We start from the raw sequence: 20791 nt of genomic DNA on the forward strand, positions 1-20791 counted from the left end.
ACGCGTGCTCAACGGCCCAGAGCTCGTTGAAGCTCCTTTTTGGACATCTTCGACCTGCCCTTGACGTTCCGCTGCTTCGCTTCGTTGTAGAGCTGGTCCCTCGTGGGGCCGTTCGGGCCCAACCGGTTGCCGGACCGCTTGCCACCTCGCCGCTGCGGTGACATGTCCTTCAGCGACGTCCGGCTCGCCTCGCGAGACTCGCCCGCCTGTGCGCGGTTCTTGTTCACCGTCCGCGCGGCGATCTCCTCGGCCCGGTCGGTGCTCGCGCCCCGGTCCTTCGCCGAGTCCTTGATGTGCTCGTACTGACGTTCTCGTTTGTCGCTCCAAGCCTGCTGCGGCATCGCGGCTCCTCTCCTTCTGCGGGTCAGGTACCCCGATCGATTCGCCGGATAAACGTCCGGTTGACGCCGGGAGCGGGCGGGTACGCGGAGGTCGACGCGAAGGAGGCTTCGATGCGCATCGGCTACACACTCATGACCGAACAGGCCGGACCGAAGGACCTGGTGGGATACGCCGCCGGAGGAGAGAAGGCGGGATTCGACTTCGAGGTGATGAGCGACCACTATTCGCCGTGGCTCGACGAGCAGGGGCATTCGCCGTACGCGTGGAGCGTGCTGGGAGCGGTCACCCAGAGCACCGAACGGGTCGAACTGATGACCTTCGTGACGTGCCCGATCATGCGGTATCACCCGGCGGTGGTGGCGCAGAAGGCGGCGACCGTCCAGGCGTTGTCCGACGGCCGGTTCACCCTCGGGCTCGGCGCGGGCGAGAACCTCAACGAGCACGTCGTCGGCCGCGGCTGGCCGCCGGCGAACGTCCGCCACGAGATGCTCGCCGAAGCGGTCCAGATCATCGGCGGGCTCTTCGACGGCGGCTACTTCAACTACAAGGGTGATCACTTCCGCGTGGACTCGGCGAAGCTCTGGGATCTGCCGGAGCAGCGCGTGCCCGTCGCGGTCGCGGTGTCCGGGTCGCAGTCGGTGACCCGGTTCGCGCCGATCGCCGACGCGATGATCGCGGTGGAGCCGGACGAGGCGCTGAGCCGCGAGTGGGATGCCACCAAACTCGGCCCGCCCACCAGGAAGATCGCCCAGCTGCCGGTGTCGTGGGGCGAGGATCGCGACGCGGCGATCCAGCGGGCGCACGAGCAGTTCCGCTGGTTCGGCGGCGGTTGGAAGGTCAACGCCGAGCTGCCGGGGCCCGCGGGGTTCGCCGGGGCCACGCAGTTCGTCAAGCCGGAGGACGTCGCGGCGGCGATCCCGTGCGGTCCCGACGTGGACGCGATCGTGAAGCGGGTGGGCGAATTCGAGGCCGCCGGATTCACCGATGTGGCTTTGATCCAGATCGGCGGCGACCAGCAAGAAGGCTTCCTGCGCTTCGCCGAGGACACGCTGCTCCCGGCGTTGCGGAGCTGATTCACCCGGACGGAGCAGGTGCGCTGTGTCTCCGCGCACCCGAACGGGGACACCTGTGTTCAAACCCGCGAGCGCGGGTACCAAGCAGTCACGTCATCCTTCAGCCAAGGGGGAACCGATGCACAACGACCTCGGACTTCATCCGGTGCCGGACCTGCTTCCGGAAGGCCAGGACACGCCGGAGCAGGAGGCCATCCGCCGCAGGGCGGCCCTCGCCGTGGCTTCGCGGGCCAAGAGCCCCGAAGACTGCGCGACCCTGCTGGACATGCTCGGCCTGCACGACCGCGGCAGCAGTTCCGAAGTGGCTTGATTCAGCGGGCGCCGCGCGCCGCCACGAGGTCCGCGACGAAGGCCTGATAGGCCTCGTCGCGGTCCGGCGCGCGCAGGACCGCGGACGGGTGCACCGTGGCGACCGCGGTGGTGGCGTACTCGGCGAGGTCGATCCGCTCGCCGCGGCTGCGCGTGATGCGGAAGTCGTCGCCCAGCAGCGCCTTCGCCGCCGTGGCGCCGAGGAAGATCAGCAGCTCCGGGCGGACCGCCGTCAGTTCGGCGTGCAACCACGGACGGCAGGCGACGATCTCGGTCTTCGACGGCGTCTTGTGGATACGCCGTTTGCCGCGCTCGTCGCGTTTGAACTTGAAGTGCTTGACCGCGTTGGTGACGTAGATCTTCCGGCGGTCGAAACCCGCTTCGTCGAGCGCACGGTCGAGCAGCCGCCCCGCGGGCCCCACGAACGGGGCACCCTGCCGATCCTCCTGGTCACCGGGCTGTTCGCCGACCACCATGATCTCCGCCGCGCGGGTGCCTTCGCCGAAGACGGTCTGCGTGGCGTCGCGGTAGAGGTCGCAGCCGCGGCAACCGGCCGCCGCCGAACGCAGCTTGCCCAGGTCGGCGGTCTCGGGCGGATCCGCCCCGGGTGCCTTGGTCGCCATGGCCGCCGGATTCCCCGCCCGGCCGTGGGACAAACGGATTACGCGCTCGCCGTGCCGGGTAGCCCTTCGCCATGGCGACTACGACCGAACCAGCCATCGCTTCCGTCCAGGACACCGTGCGGGTCGCGCTGCGGGTCGTGCTGCCCACGCTCGCGGGCGGGGTGATCAAACGGCGGCCGCTGGGGCTGGCCGCGGCGCAGAAACTCCAGCTCGACCGCCCCGCGGTGCGGCTGTTGTGCCGGCTGCGGTCCCAGTACGGCCCGGGGCCGCTTCGCCTGCGGGTGCCCGGCCGGACGATCGACCTGGCGCTGTCGGGGGACGACGTCGGTGACGTGCTCGCCGCCGCGCCGGTCCCGTTCAGCCCGTCGACCAAGGAGAAGCGGGCGGCGCTGGGACATTTCCAGCCCCACGGCGTCCTCATCTCCGACGCGGTGGAGCGGGCGCCGCGCCGCGAGTTCAACGAGGAGGTCCTCGAACCGGGCAAGCCGTTGCACGACCTCGCCGCCCCCTTCGCCGCGGCGATCGGTGAGGAAGCGGCGCCGCTCTGGGACGGCGGGACGCTGGACTGGGACACCTTCAACGTCGCCTGGTGGCGGATCGTCCGCCGGGTCACGCTCGGCGAGTCCGCGGCGGGCGACGACGGCCTCACCGACATGCTCGCCCGGCTGCGGAAGGACGGGAACTGGGCGTACGCGCACCCTCGGCGCGACCGGCTCCACGATCAGTTCCGCACGCGGCTCATCGGCCATCTGGAACGGGCGGAGCCGGGGAGCCTCGCCGAAGCCATCGCGTCGGCGGGCCCGGCGGGCGAGCGGACGATGGAAGTCGTGGCCGACCAGGTCGCCCACTGGCTCTTCGCGTTCGACGCCGCGGGCATCGTCACCTTCCGCACGCTCGCGCTGCTGGCCACCCACCCGGCCGCCAGGGAACGCGCCGACGAGGAAATCGCGGCTGCCGACCTGACCGTGCCCGGCCAGTTCCCGTACCTGCGCGCCTGCGCCCTCGAATCGGTCCGGCTGTGGCCGACCACTCCCGCGCTGCTGCGCGAGAGCACGGCGGAGACGGCGTGGGGACCCGCGGGGACCACGGTGCTGATCTTCACCCCGTTCTTCCACCGCGATCCCGAATCGCTGCCCTACGCCGACCGGTTCGAACCCGGGATCTGGCTGGACGGCAGCGCGGCGGCGAATCCCGCGCTCGTCCCGTTCAGCGCCGGGCCCGCCATCTGTCCCGGGCGGGATCTGGTGCTGTTCTGCGCGAGCACGATGCTGGCGCATCTGATCAAGGACCGCCGCTTCGAACTGGCCTCCGGTGCCGTCCTCGGGCCGGAGCGGCCGTTGCCCGCGACGCTGGACAACTTCCACCTGAAGTTCTCGGCGGCCTAGGGCTCGTCCGGGACCCATTCGAGTAGGTCTCCCGGCTGGCATTCGAGCACCCGGCACATCGCTTCGAGCGTGCTGAACCGGACGGCCTTGGCCCGGCCGTTCTTCAGCACCGCGACGTTCGCCGGGGTGAGCCCCACGAGCTCGGCGAACTCCCCGACGCTCAGCTTGCGCTTGGCCAGTTCGACGTCGATGCGGACGACGATCGGCATCAGATCACCTGTTCGAGGTCGGAGCGCAGGGTGGTGGCCTGTCGCAGCAGGGTGCGCATCACGATCATGAGCAGGCCCAGCACGGCGACGCCGATCAACGCGAGGAACAACAGCAGGGGCAGGCCGGGATCGTCGGCGTTGAAGCCGACGTAGAGGAACACGCCCGCCAGCACCACCCAGCCCGCGAGGATCGCCCACACGATGGCGTCCACCCACCGCAAGGACGCTTCGGTGAAGATCCGGTCCTTTCTGACCAGGGAGAGCAGTTGCCACGTGGCGACGACCACGACCTGGACGCACAGCACCCAGAAGACGGAAACCGCCGTCGCGGGCCAGCGCAGATACGCCATCTCCGGATCCTGGCGTGCCATATGCGCGAACTGGCCCGGCAGGGACATGGTCTGGAAGAGGACCAGGACCCCGAAGAGCAGCACGAGGAAGACCCGCAGGGGCGCGACGGCCCGTTGACCTGTGATCATACATCGAGTTTCGCGCGTTATCTATCGAAAGTCAATCGGTAGCTATCGAGGTGCGATTGGGTCGGGTGGAGCGGGTTGCGAAAGCCGCTTTCGCAACGTTGAGGGTTGCGAAAGTGGCTTTCGCAACTTCCCGCGGCAGGGCCGGCCGGGCACCTCCCGAGCTGTCGCGCAGGTCCAGCCGCATGAGCCAGCGCGGCTTCCGGTCTGATCGAGCCTGGGTCTCCGCGACGAGTTCGAAGCCCGCGGCCGCGAACAACCCGATGGTCCCCACATGGGCCGCGGAGGAGTTGATCCGACCTTCGCCGGGGTCGACGGGATAGCCCTCGATGACCGGGGCGCCGTGCGAGCGCGCGTAGGAGACGGCGCCTGCCAGCAGTGCGTGCGCCACGCCCTTCCGGCGATGGCCCGCCCGCACGACGAAACAGACGACCGTCCACGCCGGGACGTCGTCGATCGGCGGCATCGTGCGGGAACGCGTCATCCGGTGCAGGTGCGCGCGCGGGCCGACGCCGCACCAGCCGACCGGGACGGCACCGTCGTAGGCGAGCACGCCGGGTGCCGGATCCGCCGCGCACAGGGCGCGGACATGTTCGGCGCGTTCGTCGCCGCGCAACCGGCTGTAGTCCGCGGGTTTCGCGCGGTAGGCGAGACACCAGCAGGCGCGGTCGTTCCCGCTCGGATTGAGGATGGTCGCGACGTCGCCGAACCGGTCGGCGGTCGCGGGATGGATCCGGAACGCGGGCATGTGCCGACATTAAAGCGGTACTCGGGAAATCGCCCACATATTCAAGGATTCACCCGGCCGTAGTCCAGCCGTTGTCGCGTCAGGGGCTGTCTGCCAGGATGCTCGTGACCCGACCGGAAGGAGCGTTCCAATGGCTTCTCGTCTCAATCCCTACATCAGCTTCGCCGGCGATGCCCGGCAGGCCATGGAGTTCTACAAGTCGGTGTTCGGCGGAGAACTGACGCTGAATACGTTCGGCGAGTCCGGTATGGCGGGAACGCCCGCGGCGGACCAGATCATGCACAGCCAGCTCGATTCCCCGAGCGGTTACACGATCATGGCGTCGGACACGCCCCCGGGAATGGAGCACAAACCGGGCACCAATGTGTCGGTCAGCCTCAGCGGCGACGACGGTGAGGAATTGCGCGGATACTGGGAGAAACTGTCCGCCGAGGGTACCGTTTCGGTGCCCTTCGAAAAGCAGATGTGGGGTGACGAATTCGGTGCCTGCATCGACAAGTTCGGCATCTCGTGGATGGTGAACGTCATTCAAACCTAGGGTCTTCCGGTCCTGCCCGGTCCGGCTCCGATCGCGCGAAACCCGTTATGTCACCGGTGAAACCGCCGTTCTCCTCACGTGAGGATTCGGCGGTTCCGCCGGGAGGCACGAGGGCGAACAGGAAGTGCTGGTATCGGCGGGTGCCGTCGCGGCACTGGGTGGTCGCGGGACGACGACGGCCGGGACACCGATCACCGTGGTGCGTGAGATCGTCCCGCCGCCCGCCACGACCACCGCCGTCGTCGCGCCGCCCGCCACCTCGGTGGCCGGGCCTTCACGGACCGGCTCTCGGCGGGTTTCGGTGTGGCGACCGGCAGGGTGAAGGGGACTTTCCCCTCATCGCACGAGCGGAAAGTCCCCTCCACCCCGGTCTGAGGTCCTCATGGGTGGCGGAGCCCCGGGAGGTGTTGCGAAAGCCACTTTCGCAACGTTGAAGGTTGCGAAAGCCACTTTCACAACATCCGGAGCCGGCACGCCGGCGGGCGAGCATGGCACCTATGCCTTACCCCTCACTAAGCCGGCCGGAACCGCACGTCGATCGCCGCACGCGGATCTTCCGTGCCGAGCCCGCGAAGGTGAATCGGCGCCCCGCCGGGATTGTCGTACAGCCGGACCCCGTCGCCGAGCAGCACCGGCGCGATGTGCAGGTCGATCTCGTCGATCAACCCCAAGGCGAGCAGTTGGCGGCCGATGTCCGGCGAGAACACTTCGAGGTTCTTCCCGTCCGCCGCTTCCAGGCCGATTCGGACGGCTTCTTCGACGCCGCAGTTCAGGAACGTGACCCCGGGGGTGGGCGTGGCGTCCTCGGGGTGATGGGTGAGGACGAACAGCGGCCCCTTCCAGGCGCCACCGTAGATGGCGCCGGGGTCCGGATAGGCGTCCCAGCCGTCGCGGCCGCCGAGGACGGCGCCGGTGGTCTCGGCGTATTCGCCGATCAGGTCCGGCCGGAACGTGGTGCCGGCCATCCAGTCCATGCTGTGGCCTGGGCCCGCGACGAAGCCGTCGAGCGACATCGTGAAGTGCCAGAGCACCTTCCCGTCCGCGGTCTGGGGTTCGAGCATCACGGCCTCCCACTGATTGCGTTCTGCAATCGGTTGCTTCACGATGAAGTGACCGATGGTGGTTTGCAACCACTTCTTCGGGAGGTGAAGGGATGGCGGAACCCGCCCGTTCGGGCTGTCCGATCAACGCCGCGGTCGAGGCGTTAGGCGACAGCTGGAGCCTGCTCGTGCTGCGGGACATCGTGTTCGGCACCCGGCGGCATTTCCGGGAGCTGCTCGCCGGATCCGAAGAAGGGATCGCTTCCAACATCCTGTCCGACAGACTGAAGCGGCTGGTCAAAGCCGGCCTGCTGACCCGAGAGGACGCCGGCCCCGGCAAACGGGCCGCGTACAGCCTGACCGAAGCGTCGATCCAGCTGGTCCCCGTGTTCGCGCACCTCGGTTCCTGGGGGCTCCGGCATCGTCCGACGACCGAGCGCCTGAGGGTGCGGGCCGAACTGCTCGCCGAGGGCGGGCCGGAACTGTGGGCCGAGTTCATGGCGGAACTGCGGGTCGTCCACCTGGGAGCCCCGGCCAAGGAAGGCCCCAGCGTGCTGGAACGCCTCGCCGCCGCTTACGAAGCGGCCCTCCAAAAGCCGACTGGGCATTCCTCGTAGCACCCGCGCCCTCACCACGCATCCCGTTGATTGTTCTTCCCGAATCAAGGGTTCCGGTCAACCCGCCCCCGGGATGTAGTAGCCCGCGACGAAGCGACGGGCTGGTGGGGAGAGGGAATGAGCTCAGCGGAGGGTGTTGTCCTGGTGATCGGCTGCGGGATGCGGCCGTACCGGGAGTACCTGTTGGCGTCGGCCGGGCACCGGCATCCCTTGTGGTTGTTCAACGGGACCGAACCGACCTGGCAGGAGCGCTACATCACCGGCGCCACGGTGCTGGACACGCAGGACCAGGACGCCGTGCTGGCCGCGGCCCGCGCACTCCACGCCACCACGCCGGTGCTCGGCGTGGTGTCCTGGGACGAGGCGCTGATCGTGGCGGCGGCGCATGTCGCGGACGAACTCGGCGTCCCGGGCGCCGGACTCTCCGCGATCGAAGGCTGCCGTGACAAGTGGTTCAGCCGGCGGACGCTCACCGCGGCCGGGGTCGCGCAGCCGGATTTCGGGTTCGTGCACGACGACGACCAGGCGGTCAGTGTCGCGGATCGGATCGGATATCCGGTCGTCGTCAAACCTCGCGGCGGCGGGGCCAGTATCGGCGTCAGTCTCGCGGAAGACGCCGAGGCGGTGCGGAAGGCGTTCCGGACCGCGGAGGATGCCAGCTTCAACGGCTCTCCCGCCTACAAGGGCGGGGCACTGGTCGAGGAGTACCTGAGCGGCCCGGAGATCAGTGTCGACGGCGCCGTCGTCGATGGCGAGTACACGCCGATGTTCGTCGCGCGCAAGACGGTCGGCATGCATCCGTACTTCGAGGAGCTCGGCCACCTCGTCAGTTCCGCGGACGAACTGCTCGCCGACCCGGCCCTGCGCTCGACGCTGGCCCGCGCGCACGGCGCGATCGACTTCCGGTACGGCATCACCCACACCGAGCTCAAGCTCACCGAACGCGGGCCGGTGATCGTGGAGATCAACGGCAGGCTCGGCGGCGACCTGATCCCGTTGCTCGCCAAGTTCGCGACCGGGATCGACCCCGGTGCGGCCGCGGTCGACGTCGCGCTCGGCATGCGTCCCCATATCCCGCACGAGGCCGAGCCCCGGTGGGTCGGCGTCCGGTTCGGCTACCCGAAACAGGACTGTGTCGTCGAGTCCGTGTCCGTGCCGGAATCCTGGCGGAACAACGGGATCCTCGCCGCGGACAGGCTCGTCGAGCCGGGTTCGCGCCTGCGGCTGCCGCCGGCGGAGTTCATTTCGCGCCACGCGTACGTGATCTGCGCGGGCGCCGATCCCGACGACTGCGAGGCGGTGCTGGACAAGGCCATGGCCCAGGTCCGGCTGACCGCGCACCCCCTGCTGCCCTCGGTGGCCGCCGGTGGCTGACCGCGCACCGGAACCACAGAACACCTTCCCAGCACTCACAAAGATGGCGGAGCGAACAAATGGCGAACCGTGATGTCGAGCTGCTCGCAGTCGGAGCAGGACCGTCGAACCTGGCCTTGGCCGTGGCGCTGGAAGAGCTCGCGCCCGGCCTGGCCCGCGAATCGGTCCTGCTCGAACGCGACGAGGAGGTCTCCTGGCAGCGGGGGATGCTCCTGCCCGAAGCCCTCTCGCAGGTCTCCTTCCTCAAGGACCTGGTGACCCTGCGCAATCCGCGCAGCCGTTTCTCGTTCCTCAACTACCTGCACGCCACGAACCGGCTCAACGAGTTCGTCAACATGGGCAGCTTCGTCCCCTACCGGGTGGAACTCGCCGACTATCTCAAGTGGACGGCCGACTCGCTGTCGCTGGTCGACCTGCAGCGCGGCCGTGAATGCCTCGACATCACTCCCGTGTGGACGGACGGCACGCTCACCGGATGGGACACCCACGTCGCCGACGGCGAGACCATCCGCAGCCGGTACCTGGTGGTCGGCGCCGGCCGCGACGCGCGGATCCCGGACCGGCTCCGGACGGTGAACCAGGACCGCGTCATCCACAGCACGCAATACCTGCCGAGGATCGCCAAGCTGCGCAAGGATCTCCCGTACCGCGTCGCGGTGATCGGCGCCGGGCAGAGCGCGGCGGAACTGTTCAGCGCGGTGCAGAAGGACCTGCCCGAATGCAAGCCGACCATGGTGATGCGTTCGATCGGCCTGAACTACTACGAGAGCAGCAAGTTCAACAACGAGCTGTTCTTCCCGTCCCATGTGGACAAGTTCTTCGAGGCCCGGCCCGAAGCGCGCGAGCAGATGCTCAAGGAGATGCACCACACGAACTACTCCGGGCTGGCCCCGGGCACGATGGACGCGCTCTACCGCTCGATCTACCTGGACCGTCTTTCCGGCCGTTCGCGGCTGAAGATGATCACGATGAACGACATCACCGACGCCCGCGACGAGGGCGACGAGATCGTGCTCGAACTGACGGACCGGCGCACCGGCGAGGTCCAGGAACTGCGCACCGATCTCGTGCTGCTCGGCACCGGCTTCTCCCCGGAGATGCCGAGGATGGTGCAGGAGATCGCGAAGTCGATCGGGCTGTCGGAGATCAAGGTGACCCGCGACTACCGGCTGGAGATCGAGCAGCCCGCCACCGCGGCCGTCTACCTCCAGGGCGTCAACGAGGCGACGCACGGGATCGCGGACTCGCTGCTGAGCGTCCTCGCCCCGCGCGCCAACGACATCCTGCAGGACATCCTCGCCCATCGCGGTGAGAACCCTTCGGTGCCACCGCAGCCGACTTCGGAAACCACCCCCATCGTCGCCACCCGCTGACCCACGAGAAGGAAGAGAAAGCCATGGAGATCCGGCCGCTCGAGCGGGAAAAGATGGTCTTCGAGAACGGTGCCTACGGCCAGCGGCTCCTGCCGTGGGCGGCGCTGAACGCGCCGTTCGAAGGCGCCTGGGTCACGGTGCCCGCGCACGGCGCGACGGGCGCGCATGCCCACCACGAGTACGAGATCTTCATCGCCGTCAGCGGCGAGGCGGTCGTCGAGTCCGGGGGAGAGCGCCGTGCCTTCCGGCCCGGCGACATCGAGTTCCACAAGCCCGGCACCGAGCACCGCATCCTCAACGACGGTGCCGAGGACTTCGAGATGTACGCGATCTGGTGGGACTCCGACATGACGGTGAAGTTCGCCGCCCGCCACGAAGCGGAGGCGTGAGCATGGCCGACAAGCGACCGGTGGTGATCATCGGCGGGCCCCCGACGTCCAACGGCGACCTGCACATCGGGCATATCGCCGGCCCGTACCTCGGTGCCGACGTACACCGCCGGTACCTGCGCGCGGCCGGCCGCGAGGCCGTGTTCGCCTCCTGCACCGACGACAGCCAGACCTACCTCGTCACCAGCGCGGCCAGGGTCGGGCTGACGCCCCCCGAACTGGTGGAGCAGTCGACCGAGAACATCCAGCGCACGTTCGAGGTGATGGGGGTCGAGGTCGATGGCTTCTCGCCGACCGACGACGGCTACAAGGCGCTCGTCTACGACTACGTCAAACGCTTGTACGACAAGGGAAAGCTGCGCCTGCGCAAGGTCCGCCTGCCCTACAGCGAGAGCAAGGGCGAGTTCCTGGTCGAGGGTTTCGTCGGCGGTGGCTGCCCGACGTGCCTCGCCGACAGCCGTGGCGGGTTCTGCGAGGGCTGCGGGCATCCGATCGACTTCGACGCGCTGATCGAGCCGTACTCGGTGCTCGACCCGGCCGACGAGGTGACCTACCGCGAAACCGAGATCATGGTCTTCCCGGTTTCCGAGTACCGCGAACAGCTCCTGGCCTACTACGAGGAGCGCGGGCCCGCGTGGCGGCCGCACGTGCTCGGGCTGATGCGGGAACTGCTGTCCGGGCCGTTGCCCGACTTCGCGATCACGTACCCGGTGAAATGGGGCCTGCCGGCGCCGTTCCTGCAGACGCCGGGGCAACGGCTCAACGCCTGGGTCGAGGGAATGCCCGCGTCGATGTACTGCACCGAATACGCGTTGCGGCGTAACGGAAAGCCGAAGGTCGCCGACGACGACGCCTGGCTCGCGGAGAACAACGCGCGGGTCGTGGTGTTCATGGGGTTCGATCCGCTGTTCACCTGGGGTGTCGTCCACGTCGCGGAGCTGATGGCCCTCGAAGGCCGCTACGTCCTCCCGGACACCCTGTTGGTCAACGAGTTCTACGAGCTGGAGAACGAGAAGTTCTCCACCAGCAAGGGACATGTGGTCTGGGCCCGCGATCTGGCGGCCGAGGTGCCCCGCGACATCGCGCGGTTCCACCTCAACCTCACCGCGCCGGAGTTCGCGCGGACCAACTTCTCCCGTGCCGCACTGGAAAAGGTCGCGGGGGAGCGGCTCGTCACGCCCTGGAACGAGCTCGCCGAGACCTTGGCCAAGCTCACCGCCGAGGTCGGCGGCGAGAACGGCTCGCTCCCGGTGTCGACCGAAGCCACCGAACGGGCCGCGGCGATGGTCTCCCGGTTCGCGCTGAACTACGAGCTCGAGGACTTCAGCCTCAGCCGGGCCGCCGATCTGATCGTGCAGCACGTCGAACGTCTGCGGGCGGCGACGGAACGCACCCTCAAGGGCAACCTCGACCAGGAGATGCTCCGCGCGCGGCTCGGTGACCTCTTCCTCGAACTGCGAGCGCTGATCGGCTGTGCGTCGCCGATCCTGATCGACCTCGCCGAGCGTGCCGCCGAAGCCGGCGGGTTCGAACCCCGGATCACCCCGGCCGCCTTCGACGTCACGCATACGACCGCATTCACCGTGCCATCACTGGAATTCCCTCCGACGAGCGAGGTCTGACACCCCATGTCACTCGACAGCACCCTCTCCACCGACGCGGCCCGGAGTTCCCGGCTCGCCGAACGCCTGCTGGTCCCGGCGGGATTCATCACCACGGCGGGCAACGCCTTCCAGATCACCGCCGCCGCGATCCTGGTCTTTCACGCCGAGCAGACCACCCTGGCGGTCGGCTGGCTGTTCATCGCGGTGTCGATCCCGCAGGTCGCGCTCGCGGTCATGTTCGGCAAGCTGGTCGACAAGGTCGACCGCCGGATGCTGTGCGTGGCGGCGGACCTGGTGAGCGCGATGACCGCGTTCGCGCTGCCGGTGTGGCTGTGGATCGGCGGTCCGGCGAACCTCGGCTCCTACATAGCGAACTTCATGCTCGCCTGCACCGCGGCGTTGTTCATGCCGGCCAGCAACGGCCTGATCAAGGAACGGATCCGGGACGAGCGGCTCGGGAAGTTCAACTCCCACTTCGAGATGGCGAGCAACTCCGGGATGCTGCTGGCGTCTTCGCTCGCGGGCTTCCTGGTGATCTGGTTCGGCGCGACGCCACTGTTCGTGTTCAACTCGCTGAGCTTCGTCCTGTCGGCCGTGCTGGTCTACGCGATCGGCCGCAAACCCGCCAAAGCCCCGGTGGTGGAGGAGATCACGGCCACCGACCCGTCGGCCCCGGTCGAAGCCCCGGTGCGGCAGCCGATCAAGCGGCTCGCGCTGCTGTACGCCAACGGCAACATCGGCCTGATGGTCGCCAACGTCATCCTGACGACGCTGATCCTGCAGACCTTCGACCAGGGCGCCTGGATGATCGGCGTGGTCGACGCGCTGGCGGGCGTCGGATTCATCGTCGGCGCGGCGGCGTACGGCAAGATCAGCAAACGGGTCAAGGGGATCCATCTGGCCGTGCTCGGCACGCTCGGCAACCTGATCTGCCTCGCGATCCAGCCGCTGCACTACATCGCGCTGATGGCGGCGATCCCGTTCGCCGGCTTCTGTTTCGCGCAGGGCCGCATCGCGGCGCGCACGCTGCTGATGCGGGCGAGCCCGGAGGAGCGGGTCGGCCGGATCTTCGGCAGCACCCAGGCGCTGGGCCTCGGGCTCGGTGTCGGGGCGACCGTCGCGCTGTCCTCCCTGGCGGACGCGACCACCGTGCCCTACGCCTTCTGGGGGCTGGCGATCCTGCAGGGCGCGATCGTGATCGGCACCTATTTCAGCTTGGCGAAACCACTGTCGGCGCAAGAGAAGCGACCGGCCGAGGTTCTCGAGGCGACCGCCGCCTGAGCGCGGCCGAACTGCGGAGGAAGCGAAAGTCATGACGGACAAGCCGATCAAGGGTGGCGTCGCCACCTGGGCCTGCCTTCCCGGGTTCCCGCCCGCGGTGATCTTCCCCTTCACCCCGGGTGAGCGCTTCGGCGTGCGGAGCCTCTACGAGTTCCAGATGCTGATGTACCGGCCGCTCTACTGGCTGGGCCGGGACGGCGCGCCGGAGATCGACTGGGACCTCAGTGTCGGCGAGGAGCCGGTGTGGGACGAGACCGGCCGCACCTGCACGGTCCGGATCAAACCGTGGAAGTGGTCCAACGGCGAGACGGTCTGCGCGGACAACGTCATCTTCTGGATGAACATGCTGAAGGTGAAGGGGCCGAGGTTCGGCGCCTACTCCGAGGGCTACTTCCCGGACAACCTGGTGTCGTTCGCGAAGGTCGCCGACGACACGGTGAGCTTCACCTTCGACAAGGCGTACTCGAAGAACTGGGTGCTGCTGAACCAGCTCACCATGATCACGCCGATGCCGAAGGCGTGGGACCGCACCGCGGACGGCCCGGCCGACGCGACGCACGACATCGAGCAGGCCGAAGCCGTCTACGAGTTCTTGATGGCGGAGAACGGCGACGTCGTCGAAGAGGACAACTCGCACCGCACGCGCTGGGCCGACAGTCCTGTGTGGAGTGTGGTGAACGGGCCGTGGCGGCTCAAGAGCTACACCGAGGAAGGCGTCGTCACCTTCGTCCCGAACGAGCACTACAGCGGCCCCAACCCGGCGCATCTCGACGAGCTGCGCCAGGTCTCGACGACGTCGGACGAACAGCAGTACGAATTGCTGCAGTCCGGTGACGTCCAGGTCGGCTTCCTGCCGCCGGGGATGGGCGTCCAGCCGGACGGCGACCCGACCAAGGGCGGTCCGAACCCGTTGGGCGACGGTTTCCAGCTGGAACCGCAGATCCTGTTCAACATCAACTTCATGGCGGTCAACTTCAGCAACCCGACCGTCGCCGGGAACATGATCCGGCAGCCGTACATCCGGCAGGCCCTTCAGAGCTGCTTCGACCAGGAGTACGGGGCTCGCGAGGTCTACCAGGGTTACGGCTGGAGCCAGACGGGGTCGATCCCGGTGCTGCCCAAGAGCGACCTGGTGTCCCCGAAGATCGCCGAGCGCGGCGGATTCTGGCCGTTCGACCTGGAGAAGGCGCGACAGTTGCTCGCCGACAACGGCTGGGACGTCAGCGCCTCGCCCGCGGTGTGCGTGCGTCCCGGCACCGGCCCCGGTGAAGCGGGCGAGGGCATCCCGGCCGGCACCGAACTGGGTTTTTCCCTGCGTTACTGGGAAGGACGGCCGTCGCTGGCGCGGCTGATGGCGCAGTTCCGGGACGACGCGGCCAAGGCCGGGATCGAGATCCGCCTCGAAGAGGTGATGGGGTCGGTCCTGGTGGCGGAGGACGGTCCGGGCGAGAAGCGGATGTGGCAGCTGTCCTGCTGGGGCGGCGGCTGGGTCTACAACTACCCGACCGGCGAGAACCTCTTCCAGAGCGGGGCCGCCTGCAACTTCAGCAACTGGCGCGATGCCAAGGCGGACGAGCTGATCGCGAAGACGGTCACCACCGACTCCCTCGACGCGCTGTACGAGTACCAGGAGTACATCGCCGAGCAGGCGCCGGTGATCTTCATGCCGACGTTCCCCCGGCGGCTGTTCGAGGTCGCGGGCAATCTGCGCGGGTTCTCGCCGATCAACCCGTACGGGCTGATCAACCCCGAGAACTGGTACTACGTCGAGGAGGGGTCATGACCCGCCCGGTGGTGCTGGTCGGGTTCGTGGCCGCGGCGCTGGGTTCGTCCATCAAGGACTTCCAGCCGGACGGTTCGGTGATCTTCGTCGAAGAACCCGACGTCATCCGCAAACGCGACGCGCGCAAGACGGTGGCCGGTTCGGCGCTGGTGCGCGAGCTCATCGAATGGGAGTTCCACCTGCCCGGCAAGGCGGACGAGTTCTACCACGTCCACCACGATCTCGATCCGGCCGCGGTGGTCCCGCTGACCGAGTACGCGACCCCGTTCGCGGCCCGGCTCGCCGAACGTTACGGCCTGCCGGGGGCGGGATTCGGCGCGGCGCAGATCCTGCGGGACAAGGCGGTGCTGCGCCTGGTCAGCCGGGCGGCGGGGATCGCGAACCCGGCGTCGGCGCGGGTCGAAAGCCCGGAGCAGGTCCGTGAGTTCATGGCACGGCACCCGGGGAAGACCGTGTTGAAGCCGTCGAACCGGCAGGCGTCGGTGGGGACGCAGGTGCTCACCGACCCGGCCGAGGCCGAGCAGGCGTGGACGAACTGCGTCGTGCAGGACGAGGGGATCTTCGTCCCGGACCGCGCGATGGAGCTGAAGATGCTCGCCGAGAGCTTCGTCGAGGGAGACGAGTTCAGCGTCGAGATGCTGCTGCGCGACGGCGAGCCGCTGTTCGCCAACGTCACCGGCAAGCGGCTGTTCCCCGGTCCGCGGCCGATCGAACTCGCGCATGTCGTCCCCGCCGACATCCCGGGCGAGCTCACCGCGACGCTGACCGAGGAGACGCGGCGGCTCACCGACGCGACCGGGTTCCGCACCGGGATCGTCCACTGCGAGTGGATCGTTTCGGACGGTGTCCCGTACCTGGTCGAATGCGCCGGCCGGTTCGCGGGCGACGGCATCATCGAGCTGATCCAGCGTGCCTATCCGGTGGAGCTGAACCGCGCCTACTTCTCGGTGATGAAGGACGAGCCGGTCGTGGACGTGTTGCCGCGCAAGGCCGAAGGCGGCGCCGCGGTCCGGTTCCTCTCGATCGAACCCGGCCTCATCGAGGACGTGCGCGGGGTGGAGAAGGCGGCGCAGTCCGAAGGTGTGTTCATGTGCGACGTCAGTGTTTCGGCGGGCGATCGGTTCGACGGGCTGCGCAGTTCGTGGGACCGCGTCGGCGATCTGATGGTGACCGCGGACAGCCCGGCGGAGGCGTCGCGCCTGGCCGAAGAGGCGGTCGCGCTGATCGAGATCGACGTGCGGCCGGACCGAGGAGAGAGGGAGAACGCCGCACCATGACCATCGAAGCCGTCCAGTCCACGCTCCCGGACGCCGGTCTCGACGTGATCGTCACCGGACTCTCGTCCGACGCGCACACCTGGAACCTGGTGTACCTGGAGCTGTTGCTGGAGGAACTGGGCTGCCGGGTCACCAACCTCGGCGCCTGCGTCCCGGACGCGACGATCGTGCGCGAATGCGTCACCCGGCGGCCGGATCTGCTGGTGATCAGCAGCCTCAACGGGCACGGCCGTCAGGACGGCGTCCGGCTGATGGAAGCCTTCCGCGCGCGGGCGGAGCTGGTCACGATGCCGGTCGTCATCGGCGGGAAGCTCGACGTCACGGGCGGCAGCAACGCGGCCCGGCTGCTGGAGGCCGGCTTCGACGCGGTGTTCGAGGACTCCGCCGGGCTGACCCCGTTCCGCACCTTCCTCCGCACCTTGTCCGTCCGCGCCCCCGGTGTCCCGCTGGGCGCGGGATGAACGTGCTCGCCCCGCGGCGGGGACATTCGTTCGGCGAGGTGGTCGCGCGCCACCACGCCCGGGGGGAACTGGTCGTCCAGCCCCGGATGGGGTTCGCCGATCCGGGGCGGATGACCAGGGGGCTGCTGGCGACCCGGTCGGCGCGGGCCGCGACGGTCGGCACGATCACGATCGACAGCTACACCAGGGTCGGCGACCACGAGGCGGCGCGCGCGGCACTGGCGGCGGGCGCCGATCTCAACGGGTACCCGCTCGTCGACCAGGACCCCGGGACGACGGCGGCGTTGCTCGACGGCGTGCTGACCGGGGATTTCCCGGTGCAGGTGCGGCACGGTTCGGCGGATCCCCGCCGGATCGTGCGGGCGCTGCTGGACTTCGGGTTGCACGCGACCGAGGGCGGCCCGGTGTCGTATTGCCTGCCGTACAGCCGGATGCCGCTTTCGGCGGCCGTCGACAACTGGCGGCGTTCCTGCGAGACGCTGGCGGAGGCCCGGGGTCCCGAACTGGAGCCGCATCTGGAGACCTTCGGCGGCTGCATGATGGGCCAGCTGTGCCCGCCCGCGCTGCTGGTCGCGCTCAGCGTGCTGGAGGGGATGTTCTTCTGGCGGCACGGGATCCGCTGCCTGTCCTTCAGCTACGCGCAGCAGACCCACGCCGGGCAGGACGAGGAGGCCGTCGCCGCGCTGCAGGCGCTGATCAGGGAATACGTGCCGCACGCGCGGACGCACGTGGTGATCTACGGCTACATGGGCGTCTACCCGAGGACACCGGGCGGCGCGCTGGAGCTGATCGCGGAGTCCGCGCGGCTGGCCGCCCGCACCGGGGCGAGCAGGCTGATCGTCAAGACCACCGCCGAAGCGCACCGGCTGCCGACCGTGGCGGAGAACGTGACCGCGCTGGAGCACGCCGCCGAGGCCGCGCGGGGTGTCTCCCGGACCGGCAGGCTCGGCGACACCGGGATCCACGCGCAGGCGAAAGCGTTGGTGGACAACGTTCTTTCGCTCGACACCGACCTCGGCAGGGCGCTGGTCACCGCGTTCGCGCGCGGCCAGCTGGACGTCCCGTTCTGCCTGCATCCGGACAACGCGGGCCGGGCCCGCGGACGGCTGGCCGAGGGCGGCCGCCTGGAGTGGCAGCGGATCGGCGCGATGCCGCTGGGCGATCTCGTCGACCTGCCCGGCGACCGGCGGATGACCTCGAACGATCTGCTGGACGCGCTCCGGTACGTCGAGCGGTCGTTCGACGAGAAGTACGGGCTACCCGGAATCGGGACCGTGAACCGACTGACACAGGGGAGTAGGACATGACCGGAACACCGGACGCGGCGCTGCCGCCGGGCACCCGCGAACATCTGACGTCGCCGGTGACGCAGGCGGCCCTGCGCATCCAGAACAGCATCACCGCCGGCACCCGCGAGTACCTCGGCATGAACGGGTTCGTCGAACTCCAGCCGCCGTTGATCGGGCCGGTCACCGACCCGGGATGCCGCGGTGCCAAGCAGGTCGACGTCGACTACTACGGGCACAAGTACAAGATGATGACCAGCGTCATCCTGTACAAGCAGGCTTCGCTGCTCGCGTTCGACAAGATCTTCTACGTCGCCCCGAACGTGCGGCTGGAGCCGCTGGAGACCTCGACCACCGGACGGCATCTGGTCGAGTTCACCCAGATCGACGTCGAGGTCGCCCGTGCGAGCCGGGAGGAGGTCCTCGACGTCGCGCAGGGCCTGCTGCGGCACATCGTCGCGCACACCCTGCGGGAGTCCAAAGTGGACCTCGCCACGCTGGGCCGGGACCAGGAGGCGTTCACGGCGCTGCTGGAAGAGGACTTCGAGCGGATGACGCATCGCGAGGCGGTGTCGCGGCTGCAGGGCCTGCGGCACGGGCAGAGCGCCGACGCCGAGATCGACTGGCAGGGCGAGCGGATCATCTCCGAGCAGACGAACCGGCCGTTCTTCATCGTCGACTACCCCAAGGGGTCGCGCGGGTTCACCGACGGCGAGTCCAGCACCGAACCGGGCGTGCTGCGGAACTTCGACCTCATCGCCTCGGACGGGTTCGGCGAGCTCTGCAGCGGCGGCGAACGCACGCACGAGTACCGGCGGCTCATCGAGCGGATGCGGGAGACGGGGGAGAATCCGGCGAAGTACGCCTGGTACCTCGACCTCGCGCGCGAGGGACTGCCGCCGAGCGCCGGCTTCGGGATGGGGCTGGAGCGGGTGACGCGCTACATCGCCGGGCTGGACGCGATCTGGCAGGCGAACGCGTATCCGAAGCTGCCCGGGATCGCGACGCCGTGATCACCGCGCGGCAGCTCCCGGAGGACGCGATCCGGGCCAGGGCGAGAGAAGGCAGCGCGGCGATCTTCCCCGACGTCGCGGGATACGGCCGGTCGTTGTTCGGCGCGGACGTCGGCACCCCGCCGGACGAACTCGACCGCGCGCGGATCGTGCCGCCGGTGTTCGTCCCCCGTCGCCTGGAGAAGATGTTCGACCTCGCGCGCGAACCGGTGTACGGCGACGTCGGCTTGTCGACCGTGCTCGGCGGGTTCACCGCGCCGTCGCCGGTGTTCCTGTGCGCGTTCGGCTCCACGCAGGTCGCGGGCAGCGGTCTCGGGATCGCCGCGAGCGAGCAGGCGGGCAGGCTCGGGATGCCGATGGTGATCGGCGAGAACGTCGTGCCCATGCACGGCTACGGCAGGATGGGCGAGAGCGCCGAGGACGGTCTGCTCGGCCGGATCCGCGCGTACGCCGGCGCCGTCCCGGACGGGCTGGGCGGTGTCGTCGTCCAGCAGAGCACCGAAGACGCGGACGCGGAGGTGTGGAACCTCGTCTACAGCGACCCGTCCGCGACGAAACTGCTGGAAACCGGGCGGCTGGCGTTCGAGCTCAAGGTCGGTCAGGGCGCCAAGCCCGGGCTCGGCGGGATGACCGTGCTCTCGCGCACGGCCGCCGGCGAGATCGCCGAACAGTACACAGTGGACGAAGCCTTCGGCAGGGATCAGGCCATGGTGCTGCGGTCCAGCAGTCCCGGCACGTTCACCGGCGAGATCCTGCGCCAGCAGATCCACCTGATGCGCAACAACTACCCGCGGGCCCGCGCCTGGGTGAAACTGCACCCCGGCCGCGACGTCGGCGAGGCGGCGCGGGTCGCGTGGGCGGCGGGTGCGGACGCCGTCACCGTGGACGGCGCGGAGGGCGGCACCGGCTGGGCGCCGTCGGTCTTCCTCGACCAGGTGGGGCTGCCGCTGGTGGAATGCCTGCGGCGGGTCGGCAAACACGACGCGTCGCTGCTGGTGTCGGGGCGGATCTGGGAAGGCGCCCGCGCGCTGAAGTGCCTGGCGATGGGCGCTTCCGCGGTCGGCCTCGGCCGGGCGGCGCTGCTCGCCGTCGACGAGGACCCGGACGAAGGGCTCGTGCGGCTGGTGCGCTGCCTGGAACTCGAACTGAGGCTGCTCGCCAGCGCGCTCGGGAAGTACGACCTCGCGGATCTCACCGCGGATGACCTCTGGTTCCCTGATCGGACGGAGCAGGACGGATGATCAACTACGACGGGAAAAGGTTCCGCAAGGTCAGCACCGATCCGGACGCGCCGGTGACCCTGTATCGGCAGAAGGACGATCTGGTGTGGGCCGAACTGAGCGGCGGCGGGGTGCGGCTCGGCTCGCTGACCGGGAAATGCGGCGAGGACGGGACGATCGACATGGCCTACACGATGGTGCTGGCCAGCGGTCAGGTGATCTCGGGGCACAGCACGAACACCCCGGAGTTCCTGCCGGACGGGCGGATCCGCCTGAACGAGGTCTGGGAGCGGTACGGGAACCCCGGCTCCCGCGGCACTTCGGCGATCGAAGAGGTCGCGGAGTAGGTCGTTTCGCGCGTGAAGGCCCC

Annotated in this window: 24 protein-coding genes; 18 read left to right on the top strand and 6 right to left on the bottom strand. The window is 68.9% G+C overall.

Features of this window, described 5'->3' with window-relative positions; translation table 11 throughout:
- Positions 1–8: 8 nt before the first annotated feature.
- On the bottom strand, positions 9–341 hold the full coding sequence (locus tag AVR91_RS16950) for a hypothetical protein (RefSeq protein WP_063272072.1): 333 nt from the start codon (positions 339–341) through the stop codon (positions 9–11).
- 111 nt (positions 342–452) lie between these two features.
- Here AVR91_RS16950 and AVR91_RS16955 point away from each other — a divergent pair, with 111 nt between their 5' ends.
- Both AVR91_RS16955 and AVR91_RS16960 read left to right on the top strand, forming a co-directional pair.
- Entirely contained in the window at positions 453–1415 is a 963-nt protein-coding gene (locus AVR91_RS16955; protein ID WP_063272090.1) for a TIGR03557 family F420-dependent LLM class oxidoreductase, read from the top strand.
- A gap of 118 nt (positions 1416–1533) precedes the next feature.
- A complete protein-coding gene (locus AVR91_RS16960; RefSeq protein ID WP_063272073.1) occupies positions 1534–1725 on the top strand; it encodes a hypothetical protein in 192 nt (63 codons plus the stop codon).
- Between the two features lies 1 nt (position 1726).
- Here AVR91_RS16960 and AVR91_RS16965 read toward each other — a convergent pair whose 3' ends face one another.
- Complete coding sequence (locus AVR91_RS16965; protein WP_063272074.1) at positions 1727–2347, bottom strand: UdgX family uracil-DNA binding protein; 621 nt, start codon at positions 2345–2347, stop codon at positions 1727–1729.
- Positions 2348–2418: 71 nt separating this feature from the next.
- Here AVR91_RS16965 and AVR91_RS16970 point away from each other — a divergent pair, with 71 nt between their 5' ends.
- Positions 2419–3732, top strand: coding sequence for a cytochrome P450 (locus AVR91_RS16970; RefSeq protein WP_063272075.1), 1314 nt, complete (start codon positions 2419–2421; stop codon positions 3730–3732).
- On the opposite strand, the gene AVR91_RS16975 is transcribed toward AVR91_RS16970, so the two are convergent.
- Genes AVR91_RS16975 through AVR91_RS16985 form a run of 3 tightly spaced genes read right to left on the bottom strand, consistent with a single transcriptional unit; the run spans position 3729 to position 5165 of the window.
- The gene (locus AVR91_RS16975) at positions 3729–3941 is read right to left on the bottom strand and encodes a helix-turn-helix domain-containing protein (protein ID WP_016333493.1); all 213 of its coding nucleotides are present in this window, start codon (positions 3939–3941) and stop codon (positions 3729–3731) included. The two genes, AVR91_RS16970 and AVR91_RS16975, sit on opposite strands and share 4 nt — an antisense overlap.
- Positions 3941–4420, bottom strand: coding sequence for a DUF2975 domain-containing protein (locus AVR91_RS16980; RefSeq protein ID WP_063272076.1), 480 nt, complete (start codon positions 4418–4420; stop codon positions 3941–3943). Before AVR91_RS16980 ends, AVR91_RS16975 begins: the two co-directional genes overlap by 1 nt.
- 31 nt (positions 4421–4451) lie before the next feature.
- Complete coding sequence (locus AVR91_RS16985; RefSeq protein WP_063823105.1) at positions 4452–5165, bottom strand: GNAT family N-acetyltransferase; 714 nt, start codon at positions 5163–5165, stop codon at positions 4452–4454.
- Positions 5166–5295: 130 nt separating this feature from the next.
- Between AVR91_RS16985 and AVR91_RS16990 the strand changes: the two genes are divergently transcribed.
- The gene (locus AVR91_RS16990; protein ID WP_063272077.1) at positions 5296–5703 is read left to right on the top strand and encodes a VOC family protein; all 408 of its coding nucleotides are present in this window, start codon (positions 5296–5298) and stop codon (positions 5701–5703) included.
- Positions 5704–5827: 124 nt separating this feature from the next.
- A complete protein-coding gene (locus AVR91_RS16995) occupies positions 5828–6025 on the top strand; it encodes a hypothetical protein (RefSeq protein ID WP_063272078.1) in 198 nt (65 codons plus the stop codon).
- 190 nt (positions 6026–6215) lie between these two features.
- On the opposite strand, the gene AVR91_RS17000 is transcribed toward AVR91_RS16995, so the two are convergent.
- Positions 6216–6764: a dihydrofolate reductase family protein gene (locus tag AVR91_RS17000; protein WP_063272091.1), complete on the bottom strand. Its 549-nt coding sequence runs from the start codon at positions 6762–6764 to the stop codon at positions 6216–6218.
- A gap of 92 nt (positions 6765–6856) precedes the next feature.
- Here AVR91_RS17000 and AVR91_RS17005 point away from each other — a divergent pair, with 92 nt between their 5' ends.
- From AVR91_RS17005 to AVR91_RS17065, 13 genes are all read left to right on the top strand, one after another.
- The gene (locus AVR91_RS17005) at positions 6857–7360 is read left to right on the top strand and encodes a winged helix-turn-helix transcriptional regulator (protein WP_063272079.1); all 504 of its coding nucleotides are present in this window, start codon (positions 6857–6859) and stop codon (positions 7358–7360) included.
- A 117-nt stretch (positions 7361–7477) separates the two neighbouring features.
- On the top strand, positions 7478–8734 hold the full coding sequence (locus tag AVR91_RS17010; RefSeq protein WP_063272080.1) for an ATP-grasp domain-containing protein: 1257 nt from the start codon (positions 7478–7480) through the stop codon (positions 8732–8734).
- 59 nt (positions 8735–8793) lie between these two features.
- Positions 8794–10107, top strand: coding sequence for a lysine N(6)-hydroxylase/L-ornithine N(5)-oxygenase family protein (locus AVR91_RS17015; protein ID WP_063272081.1), 1314 nt, complete (start codon positions 8794–8796; stop codon positions 10105–10107).
- 23 nt (positions 10108–10130) lie between these two features.
- Entirely contained in the window at positions 10131–10496 is a 366-nt protein-coding gene (locus AVR91_RS17020) for a cupin domain-containing protein (protein WP_016333500.1), read from the top strand.
- 2 nt (positions 10497–10498) lie between these two features.
- Entirely contained in the window at positions 10499–12118 is a 1620-nt protein-coding gene (locus AVR91_RS17025) for a class I tRNA ligase family protein (protein ID WP_063272082.1), read from the top strand.
- A gap of 6 nt (positions 12119–12124) precedes the next feature.
- Positions 12125–13381: an MFS transporter gene (locus tag AVR91_RS17030; protein ID WP_063272083.1), complete on the top strand. Its 1257-nt coding sequence runs from the start codon at positions 12125–12127 to the stop codon at positions 13379–13381.
- Positions 13382–13412: 31 nt separating this feature from the next.
- Complete coding sequence (locus AVR91_RS17035) at positions 13413–15164, top strand: ABC transporter substrate-binding protein (RefSeq protein ID WP_063272084.1); 1752 nt, start codon at positions 13413–13415, stop codon at positions 15162–15164.
- Positions 15161–16441, top strand: coding sequence for an ATP-grasp domain-containing protein (locus AVR91_RS17040; protein WP_063272085.1), 1281 nt, complete (start codon positions 15161–15163; stop codon positions 16439–16441). Before AVR91_RS17035 ends, AVR91_RS17040 begins: the two co-directional genes overlap by 4 nt.
- On the top strand, positions 16438–16902 hold the full coding sequence (locus AVR91_RS17045) for a cobalamin B12-binding domain-containing protein (protein WP_063272086.1): 465 nt from the start codon (positions 16438–16440) through the stop codon (positions 16900–16902). The genes AVR91_RS17040 and AVR91_RS17045 overlap by 4 nt, the downstream gene beginning before the upstream one ends.
- Positions 16899–18209, top strand: a complete 1311-nt coding sequence (locus AVR91_RS17050) for a methylaspartate mutase (RefSeq protein ID WP_063272087.1) — start codon at positions 16899–16901, stop codon at positions 18207–18209. Before AVR91_RS17045 ends, AVR91_RS17050 begins: the two co-directional genes overlap by 4 nt.
- On the top strand, positions 18206–19201 hold the full coding sequence (locus tag AVR91_RS17055) for an asparagine synthetase A (RefSeq protein ID WP_038515220.1): 996 nt from the start codon (positions 18206–18208) through the stop codon (positions 19199–19201). The genes AVR91_RS17050 and AVR91_RS17055 overlap by 4 nt, the downstream gene beginning before the upstream one ends.
- Entirely contained in the window at positions 19198–20442 is a 1245-nt protein-coding gene (locus AVR91_RS17060; RefSeq protein WP_063272088.1) for a glutamate synthase-related protein, read from the top strand. Before AVR91_RS17055 ends, AVR91_RS17060 begins: the two co-directional genes overlap by 4 nt.
- Positions 20439–20768, top strand: coding sequence for a hypothetical protein (locus AVR91_RS17065; protein WP_016333509.1), 330 nt, complete (start codon positions 20439–20441; stop codon positions 20766–20768). Before AVR91_RS17060 ends, AVR91_RS17065 begins: the two co-directional genes overlap by 4 nt.
- Positions 20769–20791 lie beyond the last annotated feature (23 nt).

The organism is Amycolatopsis keratiniphila subsp. keratiniphila (assembly GCF_001620365.2).
Classification (GTDB): domain Bacteria; phylum Actinomycetota; class Actinomycetes; order Mycobacteriales; family Pseudonocardiaceae; genus Amycolatopsis; species Amycolatopsis keratiniphila.